Origin of the sequence: Streptomyces sp. NPDC001903 (assembly GCF_042891345.1) — a bacterium.
Classification (GTDB): domain Bacteria; phylum Actinomycetota; class Actinomycetes; order Streptomycetales; family Streptomycetaceae; genus Streptomyces.
The window spans coordinates 290,828-308,729 of sequence record NZ_JBIASZ010000005.1 but is presented as its reverse complement, the minus strand read 5'-3'; the positions used below and the strand labels follow the sequence as shown (position 1 = coordinate 308,729).

Below are 17,902 nucleotides of genomic sequence, written 5' to 3'. Positions count from 1 at the left end.
TCTTTCACTTATCCAGGGATGCTGATGACCCTCGAATCCCCCAGCTCCATATCCGGGGCCAGACGCGTCGCGCGCGTCGCGGCCGCGGCCGGCCTGGTCGCCGCACTGGCGACCGCGGGCGCGATGCCCGTGTTCGCGGCGACCGGCCCCGCCGGCACCCCGGGCACGAGCCCGGCCGTCAAGTCCGCCGACGAGAAGATCGGCTCGGCGGACGCCGAGCTGCTCCAGCAGGCCAAGGCCAAGGGTGACGCGACCGTCACCGTCATGGTCGCCACCGCCCCCGGCCAGACCAAGCAGGTCGCGGACCAGCTCGGTGCGGTCCAGGGCGCCTCGGTCGGCCAGACGAACGACAAGCTCGGCTACGTGCGGGCCACGCTGCCGACCGCCAAGGCCGAGGCCGCGCTGAAGGCGGCCGCGAAGCTGTCCTCGGTGCACGCCCTGGACCTCAAGCACGAGATCCAGCTCTCGGACCCGCGTCCCGACGCGGGCAAGGACGCGGGGGCGGCGAGGAAGACCGCCTCCGAGACCTACCCGGGGCCGGACAAGAACACCCCCGCGAAGAACCCGTACAACCCGTCCTTCGAGACGGGCGCGGTGGACTTCGTCGCCAAGAACCCGCAGGCCGACGGCCGCGGCGTGACCATCGGCATCCTGGACTCGGGCGTCGACCTCGGCCACCCGGCGCTCCAGAAGACCACCACCGGCGAGCGCAAGATCGTCGACTGGGTCACCGCGACCGACCCGATCACGGACAACGACGCCACCTGGCGCGCGCAGATCACCCCGGTCACGGCCGCGGGCGGCACCTTCAGCGCCGGCGGTCAGAGCTGGAAGGCCCCGGAGGGCTCGTACCAGTGGAGCCGCTTCAGCGAGTCGATCACCGCCACGGGTGACATGAAGGGCGACGTCAACCGGGACGGTGACACCACCGACCGGTTCGGCATGCTCTACGACGCCGCCGCCGGCACCGTCCGCGTCGACACCGACCAGGACGGCGACTTCACGAACAACGAGCCGATGAAGCCGTACAAGGACGGCTACCAGATCGGCTACTTCGGCACGGACAACCCGGCGACCGAGGTCGCCGAGCGGATCCCGTTCGTGATCCAGATCCGCAAGGACGTCCCGATGGACCCGCTGGGCGGGGACTGGGTCGGCAAGAAGGCCGACTTCGTCAACATCGGCATCATCGAGTCCGAGCACGGCACGCACGTGGCCGGCATCACCGCCGCCAACAGCCTCTTCGGCGGCAAGATGAACGGCGAGGCGCCGGGCGCGAAGATCGTCTCCTCGCGCGCCTGCTCCTGGTCCGGCGGCTGCACCAACGTCGCGCTGACCGAGGGCATGATCGACCTCGTCGTCAACCGCGGTGTGGACATCGTCAACATGTCCATCGGCGGCCTGCCGGCGCTGAACGACGGCAACAACGCCCGCGCCGAGCTCTACAAGAACCTCATCGACACCTACGGTGTCCAGCTCGTCATCTCGGCGGGCAACGAGGGCCCCGGTGTCAACACCATCGGCGACCCCGGTCTCGCGGACAAGGTCATCTCCGTGGGTGCCGCGGTCTCCAAGGAGACCTGGGCCGCCAACTACGGCTCCGGCGTGACCAAGGCGTACAACATGTTCCCGTTCTCCTCGCGCGGTCCGCGTGAGGACGGCGGCTTCACGCCGACCATCACCGCCCCCGGCGCGGCCATCAACACCACGCAGACCTGGCTGCCCGGCTCCCCGGTGAAGGAGGCCGGCTACAACCTGCCGGCCGGTTACTCGATGCTGCAGGGCACCTCGATGTCCTCGCCGCAGGCGACGGGCGCCAGCGCCCTGCTGCTCTCGGCCGCCAAGCAGCAGCACGTGACGGTCACCCCGGCGAGCCTGCGCGTGGCGCTCACCAGCACCGCGAAGAAGATCGCCGACGTCCCGGCGCACGCCCAGGGCGCGGGCCTGATCAACATCGTCGACGCGTGGGAGTCCCTCCAGCGCGGCGCCAAGGCCAACGAGTTCACCGTCAAGGCCCCGGTCGACACCGCGATCGACCAGTTCCTGAAGACCCCGGGCTTCGGCACCGGCCTCTACGACCGCGAGGGCGGCCTCAAGGTCGGCCAGAAGAAGGTCTACGACGTCGTCGTCACCCGCACCACGGGCGTCAAGTACGGCACCCGTCACGACCTGACCTGGCGCAACAACGACGGCACGTTCAAGGTCGTCGGCGGCTACGACTACGTCACGCTGCCGCTGAACAAGCCGGTCACCATCAAGGTCGAGGCCAACCCGAAGTCGGCCGGCGTCCACAGCGGCATCCTGCAGCTGGACGACGAGACCACCGAGGGCATCGACAAGCAGATCCTGACCACGGTCGTCGCCTCCACCCCGCTGGCGAAGCCGTCGTTCACGATGTCGGACACCTCCTCGGTCCAGCGCAACAGCCACAAGTCGTACTTCGTGACCGTTCCGCAGGGCGCGAAGTCCCTCGAGGTCGCCCTCGGCGGTCTCAAGCCGGGCAGCCAGACGCGCTTCATCTCGATCCACCCGTACGGTGTGGGCGTCGAGGACAGCGCGACCACCCAGTGCTACCCGAACTACGACAACCCGGCGAACACCTGCCGCCCCGACCTGCGCTCGTACGAGAACCCGCAGCCGGGCGTCTGGGAGATCGAGGTCGAGTCGCGCCGCACGTCGCCGCTGCTCGACAACCCGTTCAAGCTGGACATCAGCGTCCTCGGCGCGGCCTTCGACCCCGCGGTCAAGGTCCTGCCCGAGGTCAAGCAGGGCACGCCGGCCCCGGTCCAGTGGACCATCAAGAACGAGGCCGCGGCGATCAGCGGCGGCAAGCTCCAGGGCGGCCCGCTCGGCTCCGCGAAGGTCGCCAAGCCGACCATCGCGAACGGCGAGACCCAGACCAGCACCGTCACCATCGGTGAGGGCGTCTCCCGCCTGGACGTGGCCATCGGCGGTGTCTCCGACACCGGTGCCGACCTCGACCTCACCGTCCTCAAGGACGGCGTGAAGGTCGGCTCCTCCGCCGACGGCGACTCCGAGGAGGCCGTGACCCTGCTCAACCCGGCCGCCGGTACCTACACCATCCAGGTGGACGGTTACGCCGTTCCGGCCGGCACCACCACGTTCAACTACCGCGACGTGTACTTCTCGTCCGCCCTGGGCTCCGTCCAGGTCGACGAGGGTGCCGCGGTGAACCTCGCCAACGGCGCCTCGGCGACCGTCACGGCGAACGTCCTCGCCGCCGCTCCGGCCCCCGAGGGCCGTCAGTTCTTCGGCGAGGTCAAGCTGCTCAACGCCCGCGGCACCGCCGCCGGCACCGGCAGCGTCCAGATCGAGAAGGTCACCCCGTAACGGATGACCGGCTGATCGCATGACGGAGGGGCGGGCGCCCGGATCGGGCGCCCGCCCCTTCGCCGTTCCCCCCCGCGGGAGCGCCCGCCGCTACTTGCCCAGCGAGCTCAGGTCCTGGGCGTAGGTGCCCACCGCGTGGGCGATGACGTCCAGGTTGGTGTCGAAGGCCTTCAGGTCCAGGTTCTTCAGGGTGTCGCCCGCCCCGTGGTAGTTCGGGTCGTACGGGGCCCCCGCCGTGCCGCCGTACCGCTTGGCCTGCTCGGCCGTCTTGATGCCCTCGGCGCCGGTGAACGTACCGCCGGCCGGGATGCCGTTGGCGATGAACGGGCCGTAGTCCGAGCGGCCGTCGAAGTCACTGCCCTCGTGCGGCTTGTGCTTCTTGTCGAGGAAGCCGTTGATGAGCGCCTCGATCTGCGCCGATCCGGCCGGGCCGGCGCCCTCGCCGGTCTTGTCCGAGTCGTCGCCGTCGTAGACGAACTGCACCGGGTTCGGCGAGGCGATCATGTCGAAGTTCAGGTAGAGCGCGATGTCCTTCTTCTGCTTCTCGGACAGCTGCGCCACGTAGTGCTCGGAGCCGAGCAGGCCGAGCTCCTCGGCCGACCACCAGGCGAAGCGGACCTTGTTCGCCGGACCCCTGCCCTTCTTGTTGGCGCCCTCGTCGGCCAGCTTGAGGGCCACCTCCAGCAGACCGGCCGAGCCGGAGCCGTTGTCGTTGATGCCGGGGCCCTCGGGGACCGAGTCCAGGTGGGAGCCGACGGTGACCACGCGGTCGGAGCGGCCGCCCCTGGTCTCGGCGATCACGTTGCGGGTGGTCTTCTTCACGTGCTCCTGGTCCAGGTCCAGGCGCACCTTCACCTCGCCCTTCGCGGCGGCCGCGGCCAGCGCCTCGCCGTCGGCCAGGGTGATGCCCGCGCTCGGGATGACCCCCTCGTCCGGGGAGGAGAACCCGCCGCGGACGGGCGTGGTCCCGCTGTGGTTGTAGACGATCACGCCGAGCGCGCCCGCCGCGGCGGCGGCCTTCTGCTTCTCCACGAAGGTGCAGGAGCCGCGCTTGACCAGGGCGATCTTCCCGGTGAAGGTGCCGCTCGCGTAGTCGTCGGCCGTGCAGCCGGGGGTCTCGTCGACCCGGGCGAGGGCGAGCGGGGCGACGAGGCCGCCCGCCGGGGTGGACCTGGTGAAGGTGAAGGCGGCGGTGGGCAGCTCGCGCGGCGGTCCGTCGACGCCGGCCAGGACGGTGGTCTTCTCCGTCTTCGTGTGCGCCTCGTAGATGTCGAAGTCCTGGTACGAGACCTCGTACCCGGCCTTCTTCAGGGTGTCGTGGACGTAGGCGGCGGAAGCCGCGTGGCCCGGGGTGCCCGCCGCGCGGTTGCCGCCGTTGGCGTCGGCGATCCGCTGGAACTGCGCCAGGTGGCGGTAGGCCCCGCGGGCGGTGACCTCCTCGACCAGTTCCTTGGCCAGCCTGCCCTCGCGCGGGTGGGCGTCCGCCGGGGTGGCGGTCAGCAGGACGGGTGCGGCGACGGCGGCGGCCGCGAGGGCGGCGAGGGCCGGTATGGACCGGCGGCGGTGGCGGATGGCGCGCACGATGGTTCTCCCCGAGTTCGGTATGCGGAATGCCCGTCCGGCGAGCGGACGCGACAGACCGGACCGTAACCGGCTGCGACCAGGCAAAACGGGCGCTCGGCGGGGGCGCAACACAGCCGCCACGAACGTGTCACGGGGGTTCACATTCAGGACACCGTCCGTTCCTCGGACAATGGATTGGACAAGCCTCGTGGGGTCGAACGCATGATGGCTTCACGCGCCCGCGTCGTACGCACCAATAAGGAGTCACCGTGAGGGTCGGAATCGTCGGAGCCACCGGACAGGTCGGCGGAGTCATGCGCGGCATCCTCGCCGAGCGGAAGTTCCCGGTGGACGAGCTGCGGCTGTTCGCCTCGGCCCGTTCCGCGGGCTCGACCCTCGAGTGGGAGGGCAAGGAGATCACCATCGAGGACGCCTCCACGGCCGACTACTCCGGCCTGGACATCGTCCTCTTCTCCGCGGGTGGCGCGACCTCCAAGGCCCTCGCCGAGAAGGTCGCCTCCCAGGGCGCGGTCGTGATCGACAACTCCTCCGCCTGGCGCCGCGACCCCGACGTGCCGCTGGTCGTCTCCGAGGTCAACCCGCACGCGATCAAGAACCGCCCCAAGGGCATCATCGCGAACCCGAACTGCACCACCATGGCCGCGATGCCCGTGCTGCGCCCGCTCCACGAGGAGGCCGGCCTCACGGCGATGGTCGCCACCACCTACCAGGCCGTCTCCGGCTCGGGCCTGGCCGGTGTCGCCGAGCTCGACGGCCAGGTCAAGGCCGTCGCCGGCGAGGCGACCGCGCTGGTCCACGACGGCGAGGCCGTCGCGTACCCCGAGCCCGGCGTCTACAAGCGTCCGATCGCCTTCAACGTGCTCCCGCTCGCGGGCTCGATCGTCGACGACGGCTCCTTCGAGACCGACGAGGAGCAGAAGCTCCGCAACGAGTCCCGCAAGATCCTGGAGATCCCGGAGCTCAAGGTCTCCGGCACCTGCGTGCGCGTGCCGGTCTTCTCCGGCCACTCCCTCCAGGTCAACGCCCGCTTCGCGAACCCGCTCAGCGTGGAGCGCGCGTACGAGCTGCTGAAGGACGCCCCGGGCGTCGAGCTCTCGGAGATCCCGACCCCGCTGCAGGCCGCGGGCAAGGACGCCTCGTACGTGGGCCGCATCCGCGTCGACGAGACGGCCGAGAACGGCCTCGCGCTGTTCCTCTCGAACGACAACCTGCGCAAGGGCGCGGCCCTGAACGCGGTCCAGATCGCCGAGCTGGTCGCCGAGGAGCTCCGCGGCTGATCCCGATCGCGCGGGGAAGGGGCGGGCACCGGCCGGTGCCCGCCCCTTCCGGCGTTCCCGGAACCGCCGAAGCCGGTGGAAAACGGGCGTCGCTTTTCGCCCGTGGATTACTCCGGGGCGCCCGGCGGGCCCGCATGGAAGGATGGCCCGGCAACGTCACCATCAAAGGAGATGACCGCGTGCCTGGCACGAATCTCACCCGTGAAGAGGCTCAGCAGCGGGCGAAGCTGCTCACCGTCGACTCGTACGAGGTCGAACTCGATCTCAGCGGTGCGCAGGAGGGCGGCACGTACCCGTCCGTGACCACCGTGCGGTTCCAGTCGGCCGAGGCCGGCGCCGAGACCTTCATCGACCTGGTCGCACCGGCCGTGCACGAGGTCGTCCTGAACGGCAGGTCGCTGGACGTGGCCGAGGTCTTCCGGGACTCGCGCATCGCGCTGGCGCACCTCGCGGCGGGCGCCAACGAGCTCCGCGTCGTCGCGGACTGCGCCTACACCAATACGGGCGAGGGCCTGCACCGCTTCGTCGACCCTGTCGACCAGCAGGCCTACCTCTACACCCAGTTCGAGGTGCCGGACGCGCGGCGCGTGTTCGCCAGCTTCGAGCAGCCCGACCTGAAGGCGACGTTCCAGTTCACCGTGACGGCCCCCGAGGGCTGGACGGTCATCTCGAACTCCCCGACGCCGGATGCCGCGGACGTCAAGGACAACGTCTGGCGCTTCGAGCCGACGCCGCGCATCTCCACGTACATCACGGCCCTGATCGCGGGCCCGTACCACTCGGTGCACAGCTCCTACGAGGGCGGAGGCGGCCAGTCGGTGCCGCTCGGCATCTACTGCCGCCCCTCGCTGGCCGAGTTCCTGGACGCCGACGCGATCTTCGACGTCACGCGCCAGGGCTTCGACTGGTTCCAGGAGAAGTTCGCGTACGACTACCCGTTCGCCAAGTACGACCAGCTCTTCGTCCCCGAGTTCAACGCGGGCGCGATGGAGAACGCGGGCGCGGTCACCATCCGCGACCAGTACGTCTTCCGCTCGAAGGTGACGGACGCGGCGTACGAGGGCCGCGCCGAGACGATCCTGCACGAGCTCGCGCACATGTGGTTCGGCGACCTGGTCACCATGGAGTGGTGGAACGACCTGTGGCTGAACGAGTCGTTCGCCACGTACACCTCCGTCGCCTGCCAGGCCTCCGCCGAGGGCACCAAGTGGCCGCAGGCGTGGACGACCTTCGCCAACTCGATGAAGACCTGGGCGTACCGGCAGGACCAGCTGCCGTCCACGCACCCGATCATGGCCGACATCCGTGACCTGGACGACGTCCTGGTCAACTTCGACGGCATCACGTACGCCAAGGGCGCCTCGGTGCTCAAGCAGCTCGTCGCCTACGTGGGCACGGACGCCTTCTTCAAGGGCGTGCAGGCGTACTTCAAGGCGCACGCGTTCGGCAACACGCGCCTGTCGGACCTGCTGGGCGCCCTGGAGGAGACCTCGGGCCGCGACCTGACCGCCTGGTCGAAGGCGTGGCTGGAGACGGCCGGCATCAACGTCCTGCGCCCCCGCGTCGAGACGGCCGCGGACGGCACCATCACCGGGTTCACGGTCAGCCAGGAGGCCCCGGCGCTGCCCGCGGGCGCGAAGGGCGAGCCGACCCTGCGCCCGCACCGAATCGCGATCGGCCTGTACGACCTGGACGGCGCCGGCAAGCTGGTCCGCACGGACCGGATCGAGCTGGACATCGACGGCGAGCTGACCGAGGTGCCGGAGCTGGTCGGCCGCGCCCGTCCGGCCGTCGTGCTGCTCAACGACGACGACCTGTCGTACGCCAAGGTCCGCCTGGACGAGGTCTCGCTGGAGAACGTCACCGCGCACCTGGGCGACTTCACCGAGTCGCTGCCGCGGGCGCTGTGCTGGGCCTCGGCGTGGGACATGACCCGCGACGGCGAGCTGGCGACGCGCGACTACCTCGCCCTGGTCCTGTCGGGCATCGGCAAGGAGTCGGACATCGGCGTCGTCCAGTCGCTGCACCGGCAGGTGAAGCTGGCCGTCGACCTGTACGCCGACCCGGCGTGGCGGGAGCAGGGCCTGGCGACCTGGACCGAGGCGACGCTGGAGCACCTGCGCGGCGCCGAGCCGGGCAGCGACCACCAGCTGGCGTGGGCCCGCGCGTTCGCGGCGACGGCCCGCACCGAGGGGCAGCTGACGTACCTGTCCGCGCTGCTGGACGGTGCGGCGGAGATCGAGGGCCTGGTCGTGGACACCGAGCTGCGGTGGGCGTTCCTGGAGCGCCTCGTCGCGACGGGTGTCCTGGGCGACGCGGCCATCGACGCGGAGCTGGAGCGCGACCGTACGGCGGCGGGCGAGCGCCACGCGGCCACGGCGCGGGCCGCGCGTCCGACGGCCGGGGCCAAGGCCGAGGCCTGGGCCTCGCTGGTGGAGTCCGCGGACCTGCCCAACGCGGTGCAGGACGCGGTGATCGGCGGCTTCGTCCAGACCGACCAGCGCGAGCTGCTGGCCCCCTACACCGAGAAGTTCTTCGCGGTGGTCAAGGGGATCTGGGAGAACCGCAGCCACGAGATCGCCCAGCAGATCGCGGTGGGCCTGTACCCCTCGCTCCAGGTCTCCCAGGAGACCCTGGCCGCGACGGACGCCTGGCTGGCCTCGGCGGAGCCGAACGCGGCCCTGCGCCGACTGATCTCGGAGTCCCGCTCGGGCGTGGAGCGCGCCCTGAAGGCCCAGTCCGCGGACGCGGCGTCGGCCTCCTGACCCGCCCCTCGGCCTGACCCTCCGGTGCCCCGGCTCCCGCTCGCGCGGGACCGGGGCACCGGCTTTTCGGCCGGCGGGCGCGGTGCGCGCTCACGGGGTGCGGGTGCTGCGCGTGCGCCGCGCGCTCACGGGGTGCGCCGCGCGGCCACCGTACGCAGGGCGGTCAGGACTCCGGAGACCGCCGGGGCCGCTTCGCCGCCGCTGCGGGTGGCCGCCAGGACGTGGCGGGTGGGGCGGTCGTGGGCCAGGACCCGGACCGCCACCCCCGAGGCGCGGCCCGAGACCATGCGGGGGATGAGGGCCACGCCCATTCCGGCCTCGACCATGGCCAGGATCGCGGTCCAGCCGGATGCCGAGTGGGCCTGTTCCGGGACGAAGCCGGCCGCCTCGCAGGCGTTGCGGGCGATCTCCTGCCAGGGGCCGCTGCCCCCGTAGATCCACGGATCGCCGGACAGGTCCGCCAGCCGCAGGGCCGGGGCCGTGGCGAGGGGGTGGTCCGGCGGCAGGGCCACGTCGAGGGGGTCCTCCATCAGCGTGATGCGGGTGAACCGCGGGTCCCGGGCCGTCGGGGCGTGCGCCGCCAGCGAGAGGGCCAGGTCCACGGCCCCGGCCGCCAGCAGTTCGTACGACTGCGCCGCCTCGGTCTCCCGTACGCGCACCTCCACCCCCGGGTGGCTGCGCCGCAGCGCCGCCACCGCCGGGACCACCAGGACCGGCACGGCCGTGGAGAACGCCCCGATGCGGACCTCCCCCGCCTCCCCGGCCAGGTACCCGGCCAGTTCGGCGTCCGCCCGCTCCAGCTGCGCGAAGACCGCTTCCGCGTGCCGCAGTACGAGGTGCGCGGCGTCCGTGAGCCGGACCCGGCGGCCCTGCGCCTCCAGCAGCGGCACCCCCAGCTGCCGGGCGAGATTGGTCAGCTGCTGCGAAACGGCCGAGGGCGTCATGTGCAGCGCCTCGGCCGTCGCGGTCACGGTCCCCCGGTCGGCCAGGGTCCGCAGGATCCGCAGCTTCTTGATGTCCCACTCGGTCATGGGACCGAACCTACCGGCGGGCACTCCCCAGGCCGACGCCGCCGAGGATCAGCGCCATGCACAGCAGCTCCGCCGGGCTCGTGCGCTCGCCCAGGAGCAGCAGGCCGAGGCCGGCGACGCACACCGGCTGGAGGTAGTAGACGACTCCCGCCCGGGCCGCGCCGATGAGCGAGATCGCCTTGTTCCAGGCGAAGAAGGCGACCGCGGAGGACAAGACGCCGACGTAGAGCAGCATGCCGCCGGTGCCGGCGGTGACTTCGAAGCCGCCCTGGACGGTGACGGACACGGCGTAGGCGGGGGCCAGCATCAGCGCGCCGAGCACGAAGGTGGTGATCAGGAAGGCCGGGCCGCCGAGCTCGGCGGGCTTGCGGCGGAGCAGCGCGCTGTACGTGGCGAAGGAGAGGGCGGCGGCGAGCATCCACAGGTCGCCGGCGCCGAAGTCGAAGCCGAGCGAGCCGTCCCCGACGAGCAGCAGCACCCCGAACGCGGCGAGCAGCAGCCCGAAGGTCCGCCGGACGCCGAGCCGTTCGCCGCCGAGGCGGGCGTACAGCGCCATGACGACCGGCGAAGCTGCCATGATCATGCCCATGTTGGAGGCGGAGGTGGTCAGTCCGGCCTGGTGCACCAGGGTGTTGTAGAGGGCGACGCCGAACAGCGAGGCGAGGGCGATGAACCCGAGGTGCCGGCGGATCAGCTCCCGCTGCCGCCAGGCCTGGCGGGCGGCGAAGGGGGCGACGGCGAGCGCGGCGATGATCCAGCGCCAGAACACGGCCTGTACGGGCGGGACGGTGTCCGCCATCCCCCGGGTGGCGACGAAGCTGCCGGACCAGACGACCGTCGCGACCAGGGCGAGGAGCAGGCCGAGTCCGGCGGACCCCTGCTTCGCCCGGCTGTCGGGCCTGTGCTGCGCAACGGTACGGACCCTGTCCATGACGGCCACGGTGTGTCTCCCCCTCGGGTGCTGGTCTGATCCGGCTCTCGCCTGAAGTGGCTCTACCGTCGCACCGGCCCATCCGTCAGGTCCATCGAAATGTTTCGATCATTCTTTTCAGTAGAACTGAACGGTTTGACCTTCGTCCCGGCGGCGAACAGCTGGCCGGCGACCGTGGCCCCGAAGGCGATCGCCATGCCCAGCAGCTGTACGGGCGACAGGGCCTGGCCGAGGGCCGCCCAGCCGATGACGGCCGCGGTGAGCGGCGAGAGCGGGCCGAGCAGGGTGACCGAGGTGGCGCTGAGCCGGCCGATCCCGCGGAACCAGAGCCAGTACGCGATGCCGGTGTTGATCAGCATCATGTAGCCGTAGCCGAGGAAGGCCCTGCCGTCGAGCGCGGGCGGCGCCCCCTCGACCAGCGCCGCGACGGGGATGATGACCAGCCCGCCCGCGGTGAGCTGCCAGCCGGTCAGGGCCAGCGGGCCGACTCCCTCGGGGCGCCCCCAGCGCTTGGTCATGACGGTGCCCGCGGCCATGGAGGCGGAGGAGACCACGCCAGCGATGATGCCGACGAGGTCCAGCCGGGCCGCGGCGGTCAGGACGACCATGCTCACGCCGAACGCCGCCGCGACGGCAGCGAGTACGGTCCGCAGCCGTGCCCGCTCCCCGAGGACCAGGGCGGCGAGTCCGACGACGAACAGCGGCCCGGCGGAGCCGAGGACGGCCGCCACCCCGCCGGGCAGCCGGTACGCGGAGAGGAACAGCAGCGGGAAGAAGGCGCCGATGTTGAGGGTGCCGAGGACGGCGGACTTCCACCACCACGCGCCGCTCGGGATCCTGCGGGCGAGGGCGGTGAGCAGCAGTCCGGCGGGCAGGGCCCGCATCACCCCGGTGAACAGGGGCCGGTCGGGCGGGAGCAGTTCGGTGGCGACGGCGTACGTCGAGCCCCAGGAGACGGGGGCGAGGGCGGTCAGGGCGACGGTGGCGAAGCGCTTCATGGCGGGTGACTCCTCGGACGGATGAGGAAGGCGGGGCGGAAGTCGAGGGGAGGGGCGGGGCGGTACCGGAACCGGCCGGGCCGGCGGTCAGACCACCGGAGCCGGAACCGGAGCCGGCTCCGACGCCGGGGACCGCGGCGCCGAGGCGGCCGCCACGACCGAAGGCTGCGGGTACACGGCCTCGGCGGGCAGCCGGCGCTCCAGCCGGACCAGCGCCAGGGCGGCCCCGGCGGCGGCGACGGCCAGGACGGCCCAGGGCAGCCGGCCGTCGACGGCGAGCAGGGCGGTGAAGAGCGAGGGGGCCAGGGCGGTGGCCAGCGAGTGGGACACCTGATAGGTGGCCAGGTAGCGGCCGCGCACGGCTTCGGGGGCGGCGGAGACCGACAGGGCGCCGCTGGAGGGGCTGTGCACCAGCTCGCCGAGGGTGTAGACCACGACGATCACCATCAGGGCGACCAGCGTGGCGCTCTGACCGGGGCGCAGGGTGCCGAGCACGATCTGGCCGACGAAGGCGGCGGCGAAGAGCAGTGCGCCGAGCGCGGCGGAGCGGGTGCGGCGGGCGCCGCGGCGGCGGACCCGGCCCGCGACGAGGACGCCGATCCCGGCGCACAGGGCGGTGTTGAGGGTGAAGGCGGCTCCGGTGAGGGAGTCGGGCCCGTGCAGCCAGGTGGCGATGTAGAGCGGGAAGAGCACGGACAGGGCGGCGTAGCCCAGCGCGGTCAGGAAGTTGGCGGCGGTCAGGGCGAGGAAGGGCCGGTCGCCCAGCACCATCCGGTAACCGGCGGCGGGCCGCCCGGTGGAGGCCGTCGGCGCGTCGTGCACCGGGGGGACGCGGCGGACGCGGCGGACGAGCAGTCCGGCGAGCGCGAAGGCCAGTGCGTTGCCCCAGACGGTGTAGGTGAAGGCGGCGGCCCCCCACAGGGCGAGCACCCCGGAGACGATCAGGGCCCCGGCGCCCATCCCGGCGTTCTGCAGGGCCCGCAGCGAGGCCTGGAGCCGGTCCCGGTCGGCGCCGCGCGCGACCTCCCCGATCAGGGACTGCTGGACGGCGGGGAAGGACCGGTCGGCCAGGGCGGTGACCAGGGCGACGGCGGCGAAGGCGGGCAGCGAGCCGGCGAAGGGGTAGAGCGCGAAGCCGAGGGCGCGGACCCCGTAGAGGGCGAGGACGATCCGCTTGGCACCGAACCGGTCGACGGCCGATCCGGCCGGCGCAAGGACCGCCAGCCCCGCCAGGCCGGTGACGGTCATCACCAGGCCGACGAGGGCGAAGGAGAGGCCGGTGACGTGGTGGAAGAAGACGAGCGAGAAGGGCACGTACATCCCGGTCCCGACCGCGCTGATGCCGGCGCCGACGAGCAGGGACCGCTCCCCCGCCACCCGCGTCCCCCTGGACTTGTCCATCGCTTCCCCCCAAGTAGGTCGATGGCAAGTAGCTTACTCCTAAGCTACTTTCCGTCAAGCAACTTTCTTGCGAACGACTGGAGGAACACTTGATACTTGCGGGCATGACCGAGGCCAACAAGGACGCCGTCGACGCGATCATCGACCAGTGGCACGCGGTGCGACCGGACCTGGAGACCGGCCCCATGGCCGTCTTCGGCCGCATCTACCGGATCGCCCGGACCGTGGGGGACGCGGTGGAGCGGGCCTACGCCCCGTACGGGATCTCGCGCGGCGAGTTCGACGTCGTGGCGACGCTGCGCCGCTCCGGCGCCCCGTACACGCTCTCGCCGCGCCAGCTGTCGGCCACGCTCATGCTCACGACGGGCGGCATGACCGGGCGCCTGGACAAGCTGGAGAAGGCCGGCCTGCTCTTCCGCACGCCCGATCCGCACGACCGGCGCGGGCTCCGGGTGACGATCACCGACCGCGGGCTCGCGCTCATCGACGAGGCCGTCGCCGCCGGGCTGGAAGTGCAGCGCGCCGCGCTGAAGGGGCTCGACGAGGAGGAGGTCGCCGTCCTGGGGGGCCTGCTCCGCAAGCTGATGGCCGATGCCCGCGGAGCCTGAGGCGCCTCCGAACGCACGACGGAGCGCCGGAGGTCCGCACCGGGCCGAGAAGGCGTCGGGCTGCGGACCCCCGGCGCTCCGGAGGCCTGATGGCGGCCGACCCGACCGGGGTCAGCCGTTCAGTCTGTTCAGTTGGTGGGCTGCGGCTTGTCCGACTTGTCGAGGACCATCACCAGGCCCGCGATGACCAGGAACAGCACGATCGGCGTGGCCACGTACAGGCCGAGGGTCTGGGCAATGCTCAGGCCCGGGCCCGGGTCGTCGCCGTCGTCGCGGGTCACCGCGAGGGCGGGAGACGTCATCAGCAGCATCATCAGCGTCGATCCGGCCGTGACGGCGCCGGCGCGCAGAGCGTTCTTCTTGTCCACGGTGCAAACGTAGCGAACACCTAAACGAGGCGCGCGCCCGGGGGTGCCGTACGGGCACCCGCCCCCTCCCGCACCGCGCTCAGCAGGGCGTTCGCCCGCGGCGAGGCGGCCAGGGCCTCCAGGGTGAGCGGCCGTCCCGCCGAGTCCGCGAGCGGCAGCCGCCAATTGGGGTACTGGTCCCAGGTCCCGGGCAGGTTCTGCGGCCGCCGGTCCCCCACCGCGTCGGGCAGCCACACGCCGACCATCCGGGCCGGGGTGCGCAGCAGGAACCCGTACAGGGCCCGTACGGCGGCCTCCTCGCCCTTGGTGTCCAGGCCGAGCCCCTCCAACACGTCCAGCCACTCGGCGGTGTCGGCGGCGTCCTGGGCGCGCTCCTCCTCCACCGGGCGGGTCAGCAGGCCGAGCCGGTCGCGCAGTTCCACGTGGGCGCCGGCCAGCTTGGCGGCGGTGGGCGGGAGGTCGTGGGTGGTGGCGGTGGCCAGGCAGTCGGCGCGCCAGGCCGCGGGGGCGAGCGGCTGCCCGTCGCCCGCCCAGTCGCGTTCGAACCAGAGGACCGAGGTGCCGAGCACCCCGCGCCGGGCCAGCGCCTCGCGGACGCGCGGCTCCACCGTCCCGAGGTCCTCGCCGATGACCGGGGCCCCGGCCAGGTGGGCCTCCAGCACCAGGATCGCGAGCATCGCCTCGCCGTCGTACGAGACGTACGTGCCGTCGGCGGGCGGGGCGCCCTCCGGGATCCACCAGAGCCGGAACAGCCCCATGACGTGGTCGATGCGCAGGGCGCCGGCGTAGCGGAACACCCCGCGCAGCAGGGCCCGGAAGGGTGCGTACCCGGTGGCCGCGAGCCGGTCGGGCCGCCACGGCGGGAGCCCCCAGTCCTGACCGCGCGCGTTGAAGGCGTCGGGCGGGGCGCCGACGCAGACGTCCTTCGCGTAGAGGGGCGGGCCCAGGGTGTCCGAGCCGTGGGGGTGCACCCCCACGGCGAGGTCGTGCACGATGCCGACCGGCATCCCGGCCTCGCGGGCTGCCCGCTGGGCGGCGGCGAGCTGGGTGTCGGTCAGCCAGACCAGCCAGCGGTGGAAGTCGGCTCCCAGTCCGTCCCTGGCGCACCAGGCGGCGTGCCGGTCGAGCGCCGCACCCTGCTCGGCGCAGAACCGGTGGTAGGCGGCCTCGCGTTCGCGGGTCCGCGGGACGCCGTACAGCAGCCGCAGCGCCCGGAGCTTCAGCTCCCACACCGCGTCGCGGTCGATCAACGCCCCCTTGTCGAGCACCTCGCGGCGCAGCTCGGCCCCCCGCTCGCCGAGTTCGGCGAGGGCCTCGCGGTCCGGGCAGTCGGCGAACTCGGGGACGTCCTCGATCCGCAGGTGCACGGGGTCGGGGAAGCGGCGCGAGGAGGGACGGTAGGGGGAGGGGTCGGTCGGCGCCCCGGGCACGGCGGCGTGCAGCGGGTTGACCTGGATGAACCCGACGCCGTGGGCCCGCCCGGCCCACCGCGCGAGCGCGGCGAGATCGCCGAGGTCCCCCATGCCCCAGGACTGCTCGGAGAGCAGGGAGTACAGCTGTACGAGCACCCCGTGCACCCGCCCGCCCCCACCGGGCGCCCGCTCCGGGGCCACGATCAGCGTGGCCTCCCCGGTCCGCCCGTCCGGGGTCTCGACGCCGAGCCGGTGCACACCGTACGGCGGCAGCTGCCCGGCCGTCAGAAGGGTCGGCCCGGTGTCCGGTCCACCGCCTTCGGCCCCGGCGCCGCTGTCGGCCCCGTCGGTCCCGTCCCCGCTGCCGGCACCATCGGCCCCGTCGGCCTCCCGGCGGATCCGCGTACCGGGAGGGAGCTCGGCCAGCTCCCGGGGCGGCTCCGACCCGGCCCACCACACCAGCACGGGCGGCAACAGCCGGTGCGAGGCCTCGCGCTCGGCCGCCTCCAAGTGCCCCCGTACGGCCTCCGGGGTGTCGCAGTCCACGCCCAGCTGCCGCAGCACGGCGACGACGGTGGCCTCCGGCACCCGGACGGTGACGTCCTCGGCGGGCTGGTAGGTGGTGGCGACGCCGTGCAGGGCCGCGAGCCGGGCGAGGTCGTCCATGTGAGTACCTGTGTCCCTGTGTCTAGTCGCCTGCGGCAGCGGCCGCGGCGGGCGTGGTCGGTTCGCTTGTCAGCGGGGCCTCGTCGGCGAGCGGCGGCTCGCTGGTCAGCGGCGCGTGCGCGGAACCGGCGAGCGGGGGCTCGCTGGTGAGGGGCCCCTCGGCGGGCCCGGCCTGCGCGGGCAGGTGGGCGAGCAGGGGGGTGTGTCGGGTGCCGGGTGCGGTGTTCACGGGCGGTTTCTCCTTTGTCCGTACGGGGTGTGAGGGTGGATCAGGGACCATGGAACACCGCCGGGGAACATCGCAGCCATACCCCGTGGGCAGCGCCGCATTCCTGGCGTATCCAGGTCAGAACCCCCACGGGCACCCCAGGGCGAGCACCGCCCCCGGCCCGGCCCCGACGAGGGCAGGCGTACGCGCCCTGTGCGCGGACGGGCGGGCCGTCGGAGGCGGGGGCGCGGAAGGCGGCCGGGGCGGGGCGGCTCGAAGACGCGTCACCGCGAGGGGCGCAGCACGAAGCGCCCGCGAGGCCCGGGCTCCGGGGCTCCGGTCGTGACCCGGCGGACGGGCTCCGCGGTCCGCGCTCTGGTCAGGCCCGGGGCGCGGTGCGGGATCCGGGCCCGGGGACGGGCACGCCGCGGAGCCGGATCAAGGACACCGGACCAGGGACAGGGGCCGCACCGGGATCGGGCCCCCGAGGACTCGGGGCCGGGATCCGTGATCCCGGCCCCGGACGGCACGAGCCCCTACGACGCCGCCGCGCCGATGCGGTTCAGGGCCGCCTCCGCGCCGTACGGTTCCAGGTACGGCATCCAGCGCGGGTCCCGGTGGCCCGTGCCGATGATGCGCCAGGCCAGACCCGACGGCGGGGCCGGCTGGTGGCGCAGGCGCCAGCCCAGCTCCAGCAGGTGCCGGTCCGCCTTGACGTGGTTGCACCGCCGGCATGCGGCGACCACGTTGTCCCACACGTGCTGCCCGCCGCGGCTGCGCGGGATCACGTGGTCGACACTGGTGGCGACCCCGCCGCAGTACATGCAGCGCCCGCCGTCGCGGGCGAACAACGCGCGGCGGGTGAGTGGAACGGGCCCCCGGTAGGGGACCCGCACGAAGCGCTTGAGCCGGACCACGCTGGGCGCGGGGACGACTCTCGTCGCGCTGTGCAGAAAGGCGCCGGATTCCTCCAGGGAGACAGCTTTGTTCTCCAGGACGAGGACGAGCGCGCGGCGGAGCGGTACGACGCCGAGCGGCTCGTACGACGCATTGAGGACCAGGACGTGCGGCACGGACTGCCTCCTTGTACGCCGGCGGCGCGTGGCTCGCGCCGGGACGATCTGCTCTCCAGTCTCCCCTTACGGCTGGTCGAAGCGCCACCACGCGCCCGTAACGGGTCCGAGGTGTTTTCAACCACACCCGGTTCATCCCCAGGTGAGTCCGGTCTCTCCCTCGAACACGGCAACGGGGTCACCCGAATGCCCCGTTAGTGTGGAAGGCCTGCCCCGCACACCCCTTTCC

Annotated in this window: 13 protein-coding genes; 4 read left to right on the top strand and 9 right to left on the bottom strand. The window is 72.6% G+C overall.

The window, feature by feature from the left end:
- The first annotated feature begins 24 nt into the window (after positions 1 to 24).
- The gene (locus ACFYZS_RS13915; protein ID WP_389010964.1) at positions 25 to 3,351 is read left to right on the top strand and encodes a S8 family serine peptidase; all 3,327 of its coding nucleotides are present in this window, start codon (positions 25 to 27) and stop codon (positions 3,349 to 3,351) included.
- 90 nt (positions 3,352 to 3,441) lie between these two features.
- On the opposite strand, the gene ACFYZS_RS13910 is transcribed toward ACFYZS_RS13915, so the two are convergent.
- Positions 3,442 to 4,932 (bottom strand): M28 family metallopeptidase, encoded by a 1,491-nt coding sequence (locus tag ACFYZS_RS13910; protein WP_389010962.1) that lies wholly within the window; start codon positions 4,930 to 4,932, stop codon positions 3,442 to 3,444.
- 251 nt (positions 4,933 to 5,183) lie between these two features.
- Between ACFYZS_RS13910 and ACFYZS_RS13905 the strand changes: the two genes are divergently transcribed.
- A complete protein-coding gene (locus ACFYZS_RS13905; RefSeq protein ID WP_389010959.1) occupies positions 5,184 to 6,212 on the top strand; it encodes an aspartate-semialdehyde dehydrogenase in 1,029 nt (342 codons plus the stop codon).
- Positions 6,213 to 6,391: 179 nt separating this feature from the next.
- Positions 6,392 to 8,977: an aminopeptidase N gene (pepN, locus tag ACFYZS_RS13900; protein ID WP_389010956.1), complete on the top strand. Its 2,586-nt coding sequence runs from the start codon at positions 6,392 to 6,394 to the stop codon at positions 8,975 to 8,977.
- 125 nt (positions 8,978 to 9,102) lie between these two features.
- Here the strand turns inward: pepN and ACFYZS_RS13895 are convergent, their stop codons facing one another.
- The 4 genes from ACFYZS_RS13895 to ACFYZS_RS13880 all read right to left on the bottom strand — a co-directional run bounded on the left by ACFYZS_RS13895 (position 9,103) and on the right by ACFYZS_RS13880 (position 13,338).
- A complete protein-coding gene (locus ACFYZS_RS13895; RefSeq protein WP_389010953.1) occupies positions 9,103 to 10,008 on the bottom strand; it encodes a LysR family transcriptional regulator in 906 nt (301 codons plus the stop codon).
- Between the two features lie 10 nt (positions 10,009 to 10,018).
- The gene (locus tag ACFYZS_RS13890) at positions 10,019 to 10,939 is read right to left on the bottom strand and encodes a DMT family transporter (RefSeq protein WP_389010950.1); all 921 of its coding nucleotides are present in this window, start codon (positions 10,937 to 10,939) and stop codon (positions 10,019 to 10,021) included.
- A 62-nt stretch (positions 10,940 to 11,001) separates the two neighbouring features.
- Positions 11,002 to 11,937 (bottom strand): EamA family transporter, encoded by a 936-nt coding sequence (locus ACFYZS_RS13885; protein ID WP_389010947.1) that lies wholly within the window; start codon positions 11,935 to 11,937, stop codon positions 11,002 to 11,004.
- Positions 11,938 to 12,024: 87 nt separating this feature from the next.
- Positions 12,025 to 13,338, bottom strand: coding sequence for an MFS transporter (locus ACFYZS_RS13880; protein ID WP_389010944.1), 1,314 nt, complete (start codon positions 13,336 to 13,338; stop codon positions 12,025 to 12,027).
- Between the two features lie 104 nt (positions 13,339 to 13,442).
- Between ACFYZS_RS13880 and ACFYZS_RS13875 the strand changes: the two genes are divergently transcribed.
- Complete coding sequence (locus ACFYZS_RS13875; protein WP_389010941.1) at positions 13,443 to 13,946, top strand: MarR family winged helix-turn-helix transcriptional regulator; 504 nt, start codon at positions 13,443 to 13,445, stop codon at positions 13,944 to 13,946.
- 128 nt (positions 13,947 to 14,074) lie between these two features.
- Here ACFYZS_RS13875 and ACFYZS_RS13870 read toward each other — a convergent pair whose 3' ends face one another.
- The 4 genes from ACFYZS_RS13870 to ACFYZS_RS13855 form a co-directional block, all read right to left on the bottom strand.
- Positions 14,075 to 14,314, bottom strand: coding sequence for a hypothetical protein (locus tag ACFYZS_RS13870; protein WP_384713047.1), 240 nt, complete (start codon positions 14,312 to 14,314; stop codon positions 14,075 to 14,077).
- A gap of 20 nt (positions 14,315 to 14,334) precedes the next feature.
- Positions 14,335 to 16,392, bottom strand: a complete 2,058-nt coding sequence (locus ACFYZS_RS13865) for a 4-alpha-glucanotransferase (RefSeq protein WP_389010937.1) — start codon at positions 16,390 to 16,392, stop codon at positions 14,335 to 14,337.
- 22 nt (positions 16,393 to 16,414) lie between these two features.
- A complete protein-coding gene (locus tag ACFYZS_RS13860) occupies positions 16,415 to 16,672 on the bottom strand; it encodes a hypothetical protein (RefSeq protein ID WP_389010934.1) in 258 nt (85 codons plus the stop codon).
- A gap of 464 nt (positions 16,673 to 17,136) precedes the next feature.
- Positions 17,137 to 17,673 carry an HNH endonuclease gene (locus tag ACFYZS_RS13855; RefSeq protein WP_389010931.1) on the bottom strand — a complete coding sequence of 179 codons (537 nt, stop codon included), beginning with the start codon at positions 17,671 to 17,673 and terminating at the stop codon, positions 17,137 to 17,139.
- Positions 17,674 to 17,902: the final 229 nt, after the last annotated feature.